The organism is Mesorhizobium sp. M3A.F.Ca.ET.175.01.1.1, assembly GCF_004791945.1.
Classification (GTDB): Bacteria; Pseudomonadota; Alphaproteobacteria; order Rhizobiales; family Rhizobiaceae; genus Mesorhizobium.
In genome coordinates, this window is record NZ_SRTP01000006.1 from 293193 (window position 1) to 306227 (window position 13035).

Sequence of the window (13035 nt, forward strand, 5' to 3'; positions counted from 1 at the left end):
ATTCCCAGAAGGTGGAAGTCGGTTTTTGGACAAAATCATGATTGATTGAGAACCAGCCAACGGTGCCGGGCGGCGCCGTCAGCCAGGGCAAGTGAATGCTGATCTGTCATTGCAACATCATCACTGAAAAGGAGATCGAGCAGACGATCATCGCACTGCTTGATGAAGATCCCTGGCAGCTTATCGTGCCGGCGAAGGTCTATCACGCCATGCACAAGCGCGGCCGCTGTTGCGGCTGCTTCCCAAATGTGGTGGAAACGATCATTCGGGTCACCGAAAACTACCATGCCCGTTCGGAGGTGGGCGGCGTGGACATCGTTTCACATCTGGACCGCGTCAGAGGCTTGCGCGGCCAATTCGGGAGCAGAACCCATGAAAGGCGAACCGCAGGTCATCGAGCGGCTTAACGAAGCTCTGTTTCTGGAGCTTGGTGCCGTCAACCAATACTGGGTCCACTACCGCCTGCTCGAGGACTGGGGATACACCAAGCTGGCGAAGAAGGAACGGGCGGAATCGATAGAGGAGATGCACCACGCCGACCGGCTGGTGGCCCGCATCATTTTCCTCGAAGGGCATCCGAACCTTCAGTCCGTCGCGCCGTTGCGCATCGGGCAGAATGTGAAGGAAGTGCTCGAATCCGATCTTGCCGGCGAATATGACGCGCGCACGGCCTACAAGCGCTCGCGCGATATCTGCCAGGAGGCGGGCGACTACGTGTCGATGAAACTTTTCGAGGAACTGCTGGCCGACGAGGAAGGCCATATCGATTTCCTGGAGACGCAGCTCGACCTGCTCGCCTCGATCGGCGAGGAAAAATACGGCCAGCTCAACGCCGATTCGGCCAACGAGGCGGAGTAAGGACATGCGGGAATGCGGCGCCCCGTAGACGTCTTGCGCCGCGCGCGACAGGTGGAGAGCCGAAGCCTGCCGCTCCAGAAGACCCCGCGATACCAGATTTGTCGCGGGGCATCGCTTCTGCTGGCGCTATCTGCCTCGGCCATGGCCGGCGAGACTGGTAGCGCCGGCCTTGCCGCCAGCCGCACCGATTTGACGCCCAAGGATGAGGCGAGGGTCCTCGCCGTCACGCGGCCGACCACGGACTTTTCCAAGCCCGAGCCGTTCGAACTGATGCAGGGCGGCGCCGGCACTTCGCGCAAGGATCCCAGCCGCGACGCGTTCTCGCAACCGGCCGCCAACATCACCTTCGAGGAAGAAGGCAACTTCAAGCTCGGAAACGCCCTTTTCCGCAAGAACTGGGTGTCGTCGCCTTCGTCGACCCAGGCTTCGGACGGGCTTGGTCCGCTGTTCAATGAACGCGCCTGCCAGAATTGCCATCTGAAGGATGGCCGCGGTCGTCCGCCGGAAGGCGGCGCCGGCTCGACCTCGATCTTCCTGCGGCTCGCCCGCGATGCAGGCAGTGCCGAGGAGAAGGTGGCGCTTGCCGATCGCAAGGCGCTGAACTTTCCCGATCCGGTCTACGGTTCGCAGTTGCAGGAACTGGCAGTTCCCGGCCTGAAGGGCGAAGGCCGGATGCGTATCGACTATCAGGAAGAGAAGGTGGCGCTCGGCGACGGCAGCATGGTTTCCTTGCGCAAGCCGAGCTATTCCATCGACGGCCTCGGCTATGGGCCGCTCGATCCGGCCACGAGCTTGTCGCCGCGCCTGACGCCGCCGATGATCGGCCTCGGTCTCATCGAGCAGATCGCCCCCGTCGATATCCTCGCCCATGCCGATCCGGACGACCGCGACGGCGACGGAATCTCCGGCAGGCCGAACATCGTGCGCGACGAACTGAGCGGTGAATTGACGCTCGGCCGCTTCGGCTGGAAGGCGCAGAGCGCATCGATCCGCCAGCAGGCAGCCGACGCCTTTGCCGGAGACATCGGCATCTCGACGCCGGAATCGCCCAAACATTGGGGCGACTGCACCGCGGCCGAAAAGGTCTGCCTTGCCATGCCGAACGGCGTCCAGCAGCGCCTTGGCACGGCGGAAGCGCCGCCGCCGGTCATGGACCTCGTCACCTTCTATTCACAGAACCTTGCCGTGCCGGCCCGCCGCGACATCGACGCGCCGCAGGTGCTTGCCGGCAAGCAGCAGTTTTATGGCATGGGCTGCATTTCCTGCCACACGCCGAAATTCGTCACCTTGCGCGGCACGCCCAACAAGGCGCAGGCATTCCAACTGATCTGGCCCTATTCCGACTTTCTGCTGCACGACATGGGTCCGGGCCTGGCCGACGGGCAACGTGTGGGGGAAGCGACCGGCAACGAATGGCGCACGCCGCCGCTCTGGGGCATCGGCCTCACCGGAACGGTCAACGGCAACACGTTCTATTTGCACGACGGGCGCGCGCGCAGCCTCGCCGAGGCAATCCTGTGGCATGGGGGCGAGGGCCGCAAGGCTCGCGACCGCTTTGCGGCCGCCAGCGCCGCCGACCGCGATGCGCTGATCAAATTTCTGGAGTCGCTCTGATGTTGAACCGCCTGGCAGCCGCCCTTGCTCTTCCGTTCTTTCTGGCCGCCGCAATGCCGGCATCGGCGGCGGTGAAGGCCTCCGATGTGATAGGGCGTGCGATCGACGGTTTTGTCCGCCCGGCCTACGCCAGCCTGGACGATCATGCAGCCAGCCTGGCCAAGGCAATGCGCACGCTTTGCGAGGCACCGTCGCAGCAAAGTCTCGAGGCGGCGCGCGCCGATTTCTCGGCCACCGTCGAAGCCTGGTCGGTGGCCGAAATCATCGCCTTCGGGCCGATCAAGCAGAACAATCGACTGGAGCGCATGCTCTACTGGCCGGACCGCAAAGGCATCGGCCTGAAGCAGGTCCAGGCAGCCCTCGCCGCCAAGGATCCGGCAGCAGCCGATCCGCTGCAACTAGCGGGCAAGAGCGTGGCCATGCAGGGGCTCGGCGCGCTGGAATTCGTGCTCTTCGGCGATGGCGCCGATGCTCTTGCCGGCGCGGACGATCCCTATCGCTGCGCCTATGGCGCTGCTGTCGCCGACAACATCAAGACTATGGCCGGCGATGTCGCCGATGCCTGGAACAAGCCCGATGGCTTCGCCGCGCTGTGGGCCAATCCTGGGCCGCAAAACCCCGTCTATCGCGACGGCACCGAAGCCGTGACGGAACTCGTGGGCGTCTTCATCAACGAGCTGGAAATGATCCGCGACGTGCGGCTCAAGGGGTTCCTCGGCGCGAAGCCGGAGGCCGACAAGCCGAAGCAGGCGATCTACTGGCGTTCGCAGAACACCGCGAATTCGCTGGCCGGAAATCTGACCGGCATCGATCGACTCTTCCGGGCTTCAAAGCTCGGCGATGCGCTGCCGGCCGATGCCCGGTGGATGGGCGAATCCATTCACATCCAACTCGTCAACGGCGTGGCGACAGTGAAATCCGTCACCGGTCCGATCGACAAGGCGCTGGGCGACCCTGCGCAGCGTGACAAGCTCCAACACTTCGCGCTGATCACCTCCAGCCTCTCGACCCTGATCGGCACCAGGATGACCGCCGAGTTCGGCCTGACCGCCGGCTTTTCGTCGCTGGATGGGGACTGAACAATGATGTCGGGAGCGGTGTGGATTTCGCAGGACCGACTCGGACGCTTTGGAAGTTCGGGCGAGCTTGCTTTGCGGGGTCGCATGTTCCCGAAATTGGCTGAAACTTTCTTCCCGTCGTCATCCACGGGCGAAGCAAGGAGCGAAGCGACGCGGCGCAGACCCGTAGCCTCCAACGTTTGCGATCATCAGTTCGCGCGACCGGTACTTGCCGTGTCGTGGAGCGACCCTATGCCCTTGAGGGCCATCTCATGAGAACCCGACTGATCGATCGCCGCGACTTCCTGCGCGCCGCGGGGGCGAGCTTCGCCGCGGCCATGGCGCCGCGCGCCTGGGCGGACACGCTTGCGGCGGACGCGGTCTTTGCCACCGCCTTCGTCAAGCGCGACGGCGGCTTCGGCGCCGCCGTTCTCTCCGAGGCCGGCAAGGTCCTGCACACGGTCGATCTGCCCGACCGTGGCCATGACGTCACCTTCGACCCGGTGTCGAAGCGTTCCGTCGTCTTCGCTCGCCAGCCCGGCACCTTCGCGGTTGTCTTCGACCATGCCGGCCGCGAGCCGCCCTTGACCATCGCCAGCATCGCCGGCCGGCATTTCTTCGGCCATGGCGTGTTCTCGCCCGACGGCGCGCTGCTCTATGCCACCGAGAACGACTTCGACAACGCCGCCGGTGTCGTCGGCATCTACGACGCGCGAGTGAAATTCAGCCGCATCGGCGAGTTCCCGACCTACGGCATGGGACCACATGAGCTCCTGCTGCTCGGCGACGGCAGGACGCTCGCCATTGCCAATGGCGGCATCGAAACCCATCCGGACTTCGGCCGCGCCGAGCTCAATATCGCGACCATGAAGCCGTCCTACACGCTGGTCGACCGCATCTCCGGCGATCTCATCGAAAAGCACGAACTGCCGGCGGCGCTGCACCAGCTCTCGATCCGCCACATGGATTGCGATCAGGCTGGAACGGTCTGGTTCGGTTGCCAGTATCGCGGGCCGGCGTCAGACCGTCCGGCGCTTGTCGGGCGCGCCTCGCGCGGCAAGGGGTTGGAACTGCTGGAGATGCCGCAGGACGTTCTCTCCGGCTTGCGCAACTATATCGGCTCGGTCGCTGCCAATCCGTGCGCCGGCACTGTCGCCCTCACGTCGCCGGAGGGAAATTCGCTTGCCGTCATCGATGCTGCCAGCGGCCGCATCCTGGCGACCAAATCGCTTGTCGAGGTCTGCGGACTGGCTCCCGACGGTGCCGGCTTCATCGCCAGCACGGGCGCCGGCGACATCGTCGAAGGCAATGGTGAAACGCGCTCCGAGCCAGACTATGTCTGGGACAACCACATGCTGCGCATTGAGCCGACCGCCTGAGCGCCGATCAACTTCAGATGGCCTCGTTTTGAAGCGAATCAATATTTGTGCGCGCTGCCCCTTGCGGCGGCGAGCCGTGGCGGGCACAGGGGATTGTGTTTGAACCGAAGCTTTAACCGGCCGCCATGAAGCTGCTTGCCATCGACTGCGCCGCCAATCTCTGTGCCGCCTGCGTCTATGACGCCACGGCCGTCGCTGAGCTTGGCCGCGAGGTGCTCGACCTCGGCAAGGGGCATGCCGAGCATCTGATGGCGGTCATCGATGCCGTATTGAAGGCAGCCGGAACGGACTATGCCGGTCTCGGTGCCGTCGCCGTCTCCATCGGTCCGGGTTCGTTCACCGGCCTGCGAGTAGGTGTCTCGACGGCCCGCGGCCTGGGGCTGGCGCTGAAGATCCCCGCGATCGGCGTCACCACACTGGAAGCGCTGGCTGCGGAGGCGGCACACACCTTTCCCGGCCGCATTGTGCTTGCAGCACTTGATGCCGGCCGCGAGGAAATCCATGCGGCTCTGTTCGATAGTGCGTTAGTCCCGACTTACGGTCCTACCGTGACGTCGTTGGCCGAGGCGACCACCATGGCCCTCGACGCAAAGGCGGTCCTCGCCGGCACCGCCGCGCAGCAGATTGCTGCGGCCGCTCGAACTACCTTCGATTTCGGTCCGGATGCGGCCACCGCCGACATCGCGACCTATGCCCGGTTGGCTGCCGCCAGGGGCCCGGGCGAGAAGCCAAAGCCGCTCTATTTGCGCGGCGCCGACGCCAAGCCGCAAGCTGGCTTCATACTGCCGAGAAAGCATGATGCTGGCGCGCTCGGGTCTCGAGAGGGAAAAGAATCCTGATGCGCATACCCTTCTTTCAGCCGCGCCGCAGGGAGTATGCGCTGGAACCGTTGACGATTGCCGACAGCGAGGTTGTCTCCGTTCTGCATCAGGAGGATTTCGTCCGGCCTTGGACAGAGGCTGAATTCGCCGCTCTGCTCGAACAGGACACCGTGTTCGGCTATGCCGCGCGCGAGACCGGACAGGGAGCCAAACCGCCGGCCGGCTTCGTGCTGGCGCGGCTTGCGGCCGGCGAGGGCGAGATCCTGACGGTTGCCGTCGCCCGCGCGCATCGCCGCCAGGGCCTCGGCTGGCAGTTGATGGACGCGGTGCTGCGCGAACTGCACGCGCAGCGCGCCGAGGCGCTTTTCCTCGAGGTCGACGAGACCAATGCGCCGGCCATCGGCCTTTATCGCCGGCTCGGCTTCCGTCAGGTCGGCCAGCGCCCGAATTATTACCGCTCGACCGAGCACGGCCCGACCGGCGCGCTTGTCATGCGCCGCGATCTTCGCTAGCCAGTTTTTGCTAGGGGGACCTCGCGCGGAATGACAAAGAAGCTGAGGATCTTTCTTGCGCTGGGCTATGTCGCCCTGGGCTCGCTCGTGCTGGTGCCGCTGCAGATCCTGTCGATGAAGACCGGACTGTGGCCCGAGACCGTCATTCTGAAAATCTGGCACCGCATGATCCTGAGGGCGCTCGGCATACGCGTCCACGTCAAGGGCGCGCTGGCCGCCCAGCGCCCCTTGCTGATCGTGGCCAACCACGTCTCATGGACCGACATCATGGTGCTCGGCTCCTTTGTCGACGTGAAGTTCATCGCCCGGGCCGACATGGAAGGCTGGCCGCTGATCGGCATGCTGTCCAAGCTGCAGCGCACCGTCTTCATCGAGCGAGAGCGCAAGCGCACCTCCGGCGACCAGGCGAGCGAGATCGCCAGCCGCATGGCCAAGGGTGATGCCATGGTGCTGTTTGCCGAGGGTTCGACCGGCGACGGCAATCTGGTGCTGCCGTTCAAGAGCACTCTGTTCGGCGCGGCCTCGATGGCGATTTCGGAAGGGGCGGCGGAACAGGTGTTCATCCAGCCGGTTGCGATCGCCTATACCCGGCTGCATGGCGTGCCGATGGGCCGCCGTCACAGGCCGATTGCCGCCTGGATCGGCGACCAGGATCTGATGCCGCACCTGAAGGTGCTGCTTGCCGAGGGCGCGCTCGACGCCGAGGTGCATTTCGGCGAGCCGGTGCCGTTCTCCAAAGGCTCGAACCGCAAGGAAACGGCAAGACGGATGGAAGGCAGGGTGCGGGAAATGGTTCAGGGGGCGCTTGCCGATCCGAGCCCGAGCAGATGACGTCTGTTTTTTGTCGCCGAAAGGCGTTAGAAGCCGCGAAATGGACTTCAATACGATAGAACGCGACGACATCGGCACCGGCCAGGACGCCTCAGTCAGGCCCACCGCCACGGCAAAGACCGCCGCCACGGCAAAGAAGGTCTTCGTCAAGACCTATGGCTGCCAGATGAATGTCTACGATTCCCAGCGCATGACCGATGCGCTGGCCGCCGACGGCTATGTCGCCACCGATGTGGTCGACGACGCCGATCTGGTGCTGCTCAACACCTGCCATATCCGCGAGAAGGCGGCGGAAAAGGTCTATTCCGAGCTCGGCCGGATCCGTGACATGAAAGCCGAGCGCGCCGAGACGGGCCGCGAGCTTTTGATCGGCGTCGCCGGCTGCGTGGCACAGGCCGAGGGCGCCGAGATCATCCGTCGGGCTCCCGCTGTCGATCTCGTGATCGGCCCGCAGACTTACCACCGGCTGCCGGACGTGCTGGCCAGGGTGCGCAGCGGCCAGAAGATCGTCGAGACCGACTATGCCGTCGAGGACAAGTTCGAGCACCTGCCGCAGCCGAAGCGTGCGGCGGTGGCAAAGCGCGGCGTCACCGCCTTCCTCACCGTTCAGGAAGGCTGCGACAAGTTCTGCACCTTCTGCGTCGTGCCCTATACCCGCGGCTCGGAAGTCTCGCGGCCGGTGGCGCAGATCGTCGCGGAAGCCGAGCGGCTGGCCGAGGCCGGTGTGCGCGAGGTCACGCTGCTCGGCCAAAACGTCAACGCCTGGCACGGCGAAGGCGAAAATGGCCAGGAATGGGGTCTCGGCCGACTGCTCTTTCGGCTGGCCGAGATCCCCGGCTTGGCACGGCTGCGCTACACGACCAGCCATCCGCGCGACATGGACGACGAATTGATCGCCGCGCACCGTGACCTGCCGGCCTTGATGCCCTATCTGCATTTGCCGGTACAGTCTGGTTCTGACCGGATCCTGAAGGCGATGAACCGCAGGCACACGTCCCGCCACTACCTGGCGCTCATCGAGCGCATCCGCGCTGCCCGCGCCGACATCGCCATGTCGGGCGATTTCATCGTCGGCTTTCCCGGCGAGACGGAGCAGGATTTCGAGGCGACGCTGCAACTGGTGCGCGACGTGAACTACGCCTCGGGCTTCTCGTTCAAATATTCGTCGCGCCCAGGCACGCCTGGGGCCGAAATGGACGGCCATGTGCCGGAGGCGGTGAAGGACGAGCGGCTGCAGCGTCTGCAGACTCTGCTGTTGAAGCAGCAGCAGGATTTCGCCCACGGCCTAGTCGGCAAGACCATCGGTACGCTGATCGAGAAACCGGGCCGCCAGGCCGGCCAGAAGGTCGGTCGTTCGCCCTGGCTCCAGCCGGTTATTGTTGATGAAAAGGCCGGCGAAATCGGTGACATTATCAACGTACGAATCACAAGGACGGGCTACAATAGCCTGTTCGCCGAGTTGGCCTGATGCATGTCGCACTAAAGTGCTCGCGGTTTTGGGGCAACGACGTGCATAGCCGCAAGCCTCGGCAGATGAGGAGAGACGGTTGAGCGCTGCTGAACTGAAGAACGTGACCCCGAACCAGGCATCCGGGGCTTCCGACATGGCGCACATCGTTCTCACCTTCGACAACAACAGGCTTGCCAGCGCCCTTTACGGCCAGTTTGACGAGAATCTGGCCAGGATCGAGCAGAAGCTCGGCGTCGACATCCGCTCGCGCGGCAACCAGCTCAACATCAAGGGCACGGCCTCCGCCGCCGAGCAGGCGCGCCGGACGCTGGATACGCTCTACGGCATTCTGCAGAAGGGCGTCGACATCGGCCAGTCCGACGTCGATGGCGCCGTGCGCATGGCGATCGCCGCCGACGATCAGCTGACCCTGCCGACGATGGAGCGCAAGGGCAAAGTCTCGGCCGCCCAGATCGCGACGCGCAAGAAGACGATCTACGCCCGCTCGCTCAACCAGGACGCCTATATGCGGGCCCTGGAGCGCTCCGAAATGGTCTTCGGCATCGGTCCCGCCGGCACCGGCAAGACCTATCTGGCAGTGGCGCACGCGGCGATGCTGCTCGAGCGCGGCATGGTCGAGCGCATCGTGCTGTCGCGCCCGGCGGTCGAAGCGGGCGAGCGGCTGGGCTTCCTGCCCGGCGACATGAAGGAGAAGGTCGATCCCTATCTGAGGCCCCTCTACGACGCGCTTTACGACATGATGCCGGCCGACAAGGTGGAACGGGCGATCGCCGCCGAGGTGATCGAGATCGCGCCTTTAGCGTTCATGCGCGGCCGCACGCTGGCCCACGCGGCGGTGATCCTCGACGAGGCGCAGAACACCACGCCGATGCAGATGAAGATGTTCCTGACCCGTCTCGGCGAGAATTCGCGCATGATCGTCACCGGCGATCCGACGCAGATCGACCTGCCGCCCAACACCAAGTCCGGCCTTGTCGAGGCGCTGCGCATCCTCGACGGCGTCCCCGGCATCGTCACGGTCCGCTTCAGCGAGGGCGACGTGGTGCGGCATCCGCTGGTCGCCGAGATCGTCAAGGCCTATGACCGCGACGGCAAGCTCGCCAGGGGGCTGGGCGCGGAAAGCTGATCAAAAGGCCGCATGGCTGAAGAGACGAGAAACGCCGGCGCAATGCCCGTCGACATAGATATTTTTGTCGAGGCCGGCGACTGGCCCGCCGAAGGCGAGCTGACGCGCCTGGTCGATCGCGCCGTCGAGAGCGCCTTTGCCGAGACCGGCGCGGACGGCAGCTCGGAGCTCAGCATCGTTTTTTCCGACGATGCTCATATCCGGACCCTCAACGCCGCATGGCGCCGCAAGGACAAGCCGACCAACGTCTTGTCTTTCCCTGCTTTTCCGTTCCCGAAAGGCGGCAAGCTGCCGCCGATGCTGGGCGACATCGTGCTCGCCTCCGAGACCGTGGCCCGTGAGGCCGCACTGGAAGCAAAGCCGCTCGAGAACCATATCACCCATCTCGTCATCCATGGCCTGCTGCATCTTCTGGGCCATGATCACGAGACCGACGCCGAGGCGGAGGAGATGGAGGCGATAGAGCGAGCGGCGCTTGCAAGGCTTGCCATTCCCGATCCCTACGCGTAACAAAAAAAGGCCAATTGACCGAAAGACGATGAACGATAAACCAGAAACTGCCGCCCGTCCGGACGCCGGCAGTGCGACCAAGCCTTCCGAAAAGTCGGAAGAGGGCTCCAGTCCGAGTATTTTGACCGGCAGCGTGGCCGTCGAGCCTTCGCATGCCGGTCCGTCACTCTTCGATCGAGTGCTCGGCCTGTTCCGGCACCGCAACGGCACCAACCTGCGCGAGGAGATCGCCGGCGCGCTCGCCGAGACGGCGAGCGATGCCGAGTCCTTCTCGCCCGGCGAACGCGCCATGCTCAACAACATCCTGCGCCTGCGCGAGGTGCGCGTCGAAGATGTGATGGTGCCGCGCGCCGATATCGAGGCGGTCGAGATCACCACCAAGCTTGGCGATCTGCTTGGCCTGTTCGAACAATCCGGCCACTCCCGCATGCCGGTCTATTCCGAGACGCTGGACGATCCGCGCGGCATGGTGCACATCCGCGACGTGCTGGCCCACATCACCAAGGTCGCCCGGGTCAAGAAAGGCCGCGCCAGCAGGAAGGCTCCGGCGCCGGCCGCGCTCGATCTCGCCCAGGTCGACCTCGCGCGCACCATCGGCGATCTCGACCTGATCCGCCCGGTGCTGTTCGTCCCGCCCTCGATGCTTGCCTCCGACCTGATGGGCCGCATGCAGACGACGCGCACCCAGATGGCGCTGGTCATCGACGAATATGGCGGCACCGACGGATTGGCCTCGCTGGAAGACATCGTCGAGATGGTGGTCGGCGACATCGAGGACGAGCACGATGACGACGAGCCGATGGTCACCCAGGCCGGCGAGGGCGTCTTCGTCGTCGACGGCAAGGCCGAGATCGACGAGGTCGCCAAGATGATCGGCGAAGATTTTACCGCCGGCGAGCATGGCGAATATGTCGACACCATCGGCGGCATGATCTTCAACACGCTCGGCCGCGTCCCCGCCAGGGGCGAAGTCGTGCAGGCCATACCTGGCTTCGAGTTCCATGTCCTCGACGCCGATCCGCGCCGCGTCAAGCGCGTGCGGATCGTGCAGAGCCAGAAAGGCGAGCGCCGCCGCCGCGCCGCCCGCGCCGAGCAGGCCTGAGGCGTGTCCGGTCTCTAGGATCTGCTGATTTCAAAGCACCGTCATTTGGAGCATGCGGCGCGGCCTGTTACATCTTTGGCTCCCTGATTCGCGCGACTTGGGAAGCTATATGCAGCGCTTTGCCGGCCGGATAATTCTGCTGTGGGGGTGGCGGCGGGCCCTGCTGGCGTTTCTTGCCGGTGCGCTCGCGGTCCTCGCCCAGGCCCCCTACGACTTCTTCGCCGTCTGCTTCGTCTCGTTTCCGGTCCTGGTCTGGCTGCTGGACGGCGCGACCGGCGAAGCCTCCGACGGCTGGCTGCGCCGGCTTCGGCCGGCCTTCGCCACCGGCTGGTGGTTCGGCTTCGGCTATTTCCTCGCCGGCCTGTGGTGGATAGGCCAGGCGCTGCTGGTCGAGGCCGACAGTTTTGCCTGGGCGCTGCCCTTTGCCGTGGTCGGCATCCCGTTCGCGCTCGCCTTCTTTTATGGCTTCGCGACGGTCGTCGCCCGGCTTTTCTGGACTAGCGACATCGGCCGCATCGCCGCGCTGGCCTTCGGCTTCGGCCTTGCCGAATGGCTGCGCGACGTCCTCTTCACCGGCTTTCCGTGGAACGCCGTCGGCTACGCCGCGATGCCCGTGCCGCTGCTGATGCAGAGCGTGTCGGTGACCGGCATGATCGGCATGAACACCCTCGCGGTCTTCGTCTTTTCCCTCCCGGCGCTTGTCGCCGCGCGCCGCCACCTCAAGCTTGGCGCGGCTCTTCTTGCGATCCTCGTCGCCGGCCATGTCGGCTTCGGCTATGTCAGGCTTGCCGCTCCGCCCAAGCCGCAAACCCGTGCGGTCGTTGTTCGCATCGTTCAGCCCGCCGTCGATCTCGGCGAGAAATGGGACGCCTCGGTGCGCGACCGCATCTTCGCCACCCTGCTGGGCATATCGGCAAAGGCGCCGGAGCAGGGTCATGCCAGGCCGCAGTTGATCCTGTGGCCGGAGACCTCGGTGCCGTTTCTGTTCACCGAGCGCCCGGATGCGCTGAAGGCCATCGGCGACATGCTGGGCGATGGCCAGATGCTGATCGCCGGCGTGGTGCGCGAGGAGGGCGGTTCGGGGAATGCCGGCAGCCGCTATTACAACTCGGTGGTGGCGATCAACGACAAGGGCGAGATCGCCGACGCGGTCGACAAGGTGCATCTGGTGCCGTTCGGCGAATACCTGCCTTTCGCCGACCTCTTCAGCCGTTTCGGCGTTGGCCAGCTGGTTGCCGGGCCGATGAATTTCGCGGCCGGCAACGAACGTCATGCCATCATGCTGCCGAATGGCCTGCGTGCCGTCCCCTTCATCTGCTACGAGGTCATTTTTCCCGACCTCGTGTCGGATGATGCTGCGTCGGCCGACCTCATCGTCAACGTCACCAACGACGCCTGGTTTGGCGACACTCCAGGACCGTATCAGCACTTCAGGCAGGCGCAGGTTCGTGCGGTGGAAAATGGGTTGCCCTTATTGCGTGCAGGCAACAATGGCATCTCGGCCGTTGTCGATCCGCGCGGGCGCATTGTCGACGCGCTCGCGGTCGACGCGCGCGGCGCCATCGATGCGCACGTGCCGGTTTCCAATCAGGCGTTTTTGTCCGCCCGCCAGAGGCGCATTAACGGATTGCTGATCATGTTGCTTTTTGCCCTGACGGCCGTCGCATTCAGCGTAAGGCAGCGGCTACGGGTCAATTGACAGTCGGCACATTAGAAACTCATACTGTAACGCCTAAAATTTTCTCGAAGTCGG

At 64.6% G+C, this 13035-nt stretch carries 13 protein-coding genes; all 13 read left to right on the forward strand.

The genetic code is table 11. The features are described 5' to 3' along the window. Positions 1 to 95 precede the first annotated feature (95 nt). Positions 96 to 407, forward strand: a complete 312-nt coding sequence (locus EN818_RS17145) for a (2Fe-2S)-binding protein (RefSeq protein WP_095806572.1) — start codon at positions 96 to 98, stop codon at positions 405 to 407. Then, entirely contained in the window at positions 373 to 858 is a 486-nt protein-coding gene (gene bfr, locus EN818_RS17150; protein WP_095806571.1) for a bacterioferritin, read from the forward strand. The genes EN818_RS17145 and bfr overlap by 35 nt, the downstream gene beginning before the upstream one ends. A 12-nt stretch (positions 859 to 870) precedes the next feature. Further along, the gene (locus EN818_RS17155) at positions 871 to 2472 is read left to right on the forward strand and encodes a di-heme oxidoredictase family protein (protein ID WP_095806570.1); all 1602 of its coding nucleotides are present in this window, start codon (positions 871 to 873) and stop codon (positions 2470 to 2472) included. Further along, the gene (locus EN818_RS17160) at positions 2472 to 3551 is read left to right on the forward strand and encodes an imelysin family protein (protein ID WP_095806569.1); all 1080 of its coding nucleotides are present in this window, start codon (positions 2472 to 2474) and stop codon (positions 3549 to 3551) included. The genes EN818_RS17155 and EN818_RS17160 overlap by 1 nt, the downstream gene beginning before the upstream one ends. Before the next feature lie 251 nt (positions 3552 to 3802). After that, the gene (locus EN818_RS17165; RefSeq protein ID WP_095806568.1) at positions 3803 to 4909 is read left to right on the forward strand and encodes a DUF1513 domain-containing protein; all 1107 of its coding nucleotides are present in this window, start codon (positions 3803 to 3805) and stop codon (positions 4907 to 4909) included. Between the two features lie 125 nt (positions 4910 to 5034). Further along, the gene (gene tsaB, locus EN818_RS17170; protein ID WP_095806567.1) at positions 5035 to 5748 is read left to right on the forward strand and encodes a tRNA (adenosine(37)-N6)-threonylcarbamoyltransferase complex dimerization subunit type 1 TsaB; all 714 of its coding nucleotides are present in this window, start codon (positions 5035 to 5037) and stop codon (positions 5746 to 5748) included. Beyond that, positions 5748 to 6242 carry a ribosomal protein S18-alanine N-acetyltransferase gene (gene rimI / locus EN818_RS17175; RefSeq protein WP_095806566.1) on the forward strand — a complete coding sequence of 165 codons (495 nt, stop codon included), beginning with the start codon at positions 5748 to 5750 and terminating at the stop codon, positions 6240 to 6242. The genes tsaB and rimI overlap by 1 nt, the downstream gene beginning before the upstream one ends. A 30-nt stretch (positions 6243 to 6272) precedes the next feature. Next, positions 6273 to 7073 (forward strand): lysophospholipid acyltransferase family protein, encoded by an 801-nt coding sequence (locus EN818_RS17180; RefSeq protein ID WP_095806565.1) that lies wholly within the window; start codon positions 6273 to 6275, stop codon positions 7071 to 7073. A gap of 40 nt (positions 7074 to 7113) precedes the next feature. Further along, positions 7114 to 8541: a tRNA (N6-isopentenyl adenosine(37)-C2)-methylthiotransferase MiaB gene (miaB, locus tag EN818_RS17185; RefSeq protein WP_095806564.1), complete on the forward strand. Its 1428-nt coding sequence runs from the start codon at positions 7114 to 7116 to the stop codon at positions 8539 to 8541. Positions 8542 to 8620: 79 nt separating this feature from the next. Beyond that, positions 8621 to 9670, forward strand: coding sequence for a PhoH family protein (locus EN818_RS17190; protein ID WP_095806563.1), 1050 nt, complete (start codon positions 8621 to 8623; stop codon positions 9668 to 9670). Between the two features lie 12 nt (positions 9671 to 9682). Beyond that, complete coding sequence (gene ybeY, locus EN818_RS17195; protein WP_095806562.1) at positions 9683 to 10180, forward strand: rRNA maturation RNase YbeY; 498 nt, start codon at positions 9683 to 9685, stop codon at positions 10178 to 10180. Positions 10181 to 10208: 28 nt separating this feature from the next. Further along, complete coding sequence (locus EN818_RS17200) at positions 10209 to 11282, forward strand: hemolysin family protein (protein WP_095806561.1); 1074 nt, start codon at positions 10209 to 10211, stop codon at positions 11280 to 11282. A 109-nt stretch (positions 11283 to 11391) separates the two neighbouring features. Continuing rightward, positions 11392 to 12981, forward strand: coding sequence for an apolipoprotein N-acyltransferase (lnt, locus tag EN818_RS17205; RefSeq protein WP_095806779.1), 1590 nt, complete (start codon positions 11392 to 11394; stop codon positions 12979 to 12981). Positions 12982 to 13035: the final 54 nt, after the last annotated feature.

What these genes read in the sequence shown, in the direction of transcription:
- EN818_RS17155 (WP_095806570.1), top strand. Translation starts at nt 871, where the DNA reads ATGCGGCGCCCCGTAGACGTCTTGCGCCGCGCGCGACAGGTGGAGAGC.
- rimI (WP_095806566.1), top strand. Translation starts at nt 5,748, where the DNA reads ATGCGCATACCCTTCTTTCAGCCGCGCCGCAGGGAGTATGCGCTGGAA.
- tsaB (WP_095806567.1), top strand. Translation starts at nt 5,035, where the DNA reads ATGAAGCTGCTTGCCATCGACTGCGCCGCCAATCTCTGTGCCGCCTGC.
- miaB (WP_095806564.1), top strand. Translation starts at nt 7,114, where the DNA reads ATGGACTTCAATACGATAGAACGCGACGACATCGGCACCGGCCAGGAC.
- EN818_RS17180 (WP_095806565.1), top strand. Translation starts at nt 6,273, where the DNA reads ATGACAAAGAAGCTGAGGATCTTTCTTGCGCTGGGCTATGTCGCCCTG.
- ybeY (WP_095806562.1), top strand. Translation starts at nt 9,683, where the DNA reads ATGGCTGAAGAGACGAGAAACGCCGGCGCAATGCCCGTCGACATAGAT.
- EN818_RS17145 (WP_095806572.1), top strand. Translation starts at nt 96, where the DNA reads ATGCTGATCTGTCATTGCAACATCATCACTGAAAAGGAGATCGAGCAG.
- EN818_RS17200 (WP_095806561.1), top strand. Translation starts at nt 10,209, where the DNA reads ATGAACGATAAACCAGAAACTGCCGCCCGTCCGGACGCCGGCAGTGCG.
- EN818_RS17165 (WP_095806568.1), top strand. Translation starts at nt 3,803, where the DNA reads ATGAGAACCCGACTGATCGATCGCCGCGACTTCCTGCGCGCCGCGGGG.
- bfr (WP_095806571.1), top strand. Translation starts at nt 373, where the DNA reads ATGAAAGGCGAACCGCAGGTCATCGAGCGGCTTAACGAAGCTCTGTTT.
- lnt (WP_095806779.1), top strand. Translation starts at nt 11,392, where the DNA reads ATGCAGCGCTTTGCCGGCCGGATAATTCTGCTGTGGGGGTGGCGGCGG.
- EN818_RS17160 (WP_095806569.1), top strand. Translation starts at nt 2,472, where the DNA reads ATGTTGAACCGCCTGGCAGCCGCCCTTGCTCTTCCGTTCTTTCTGGCC.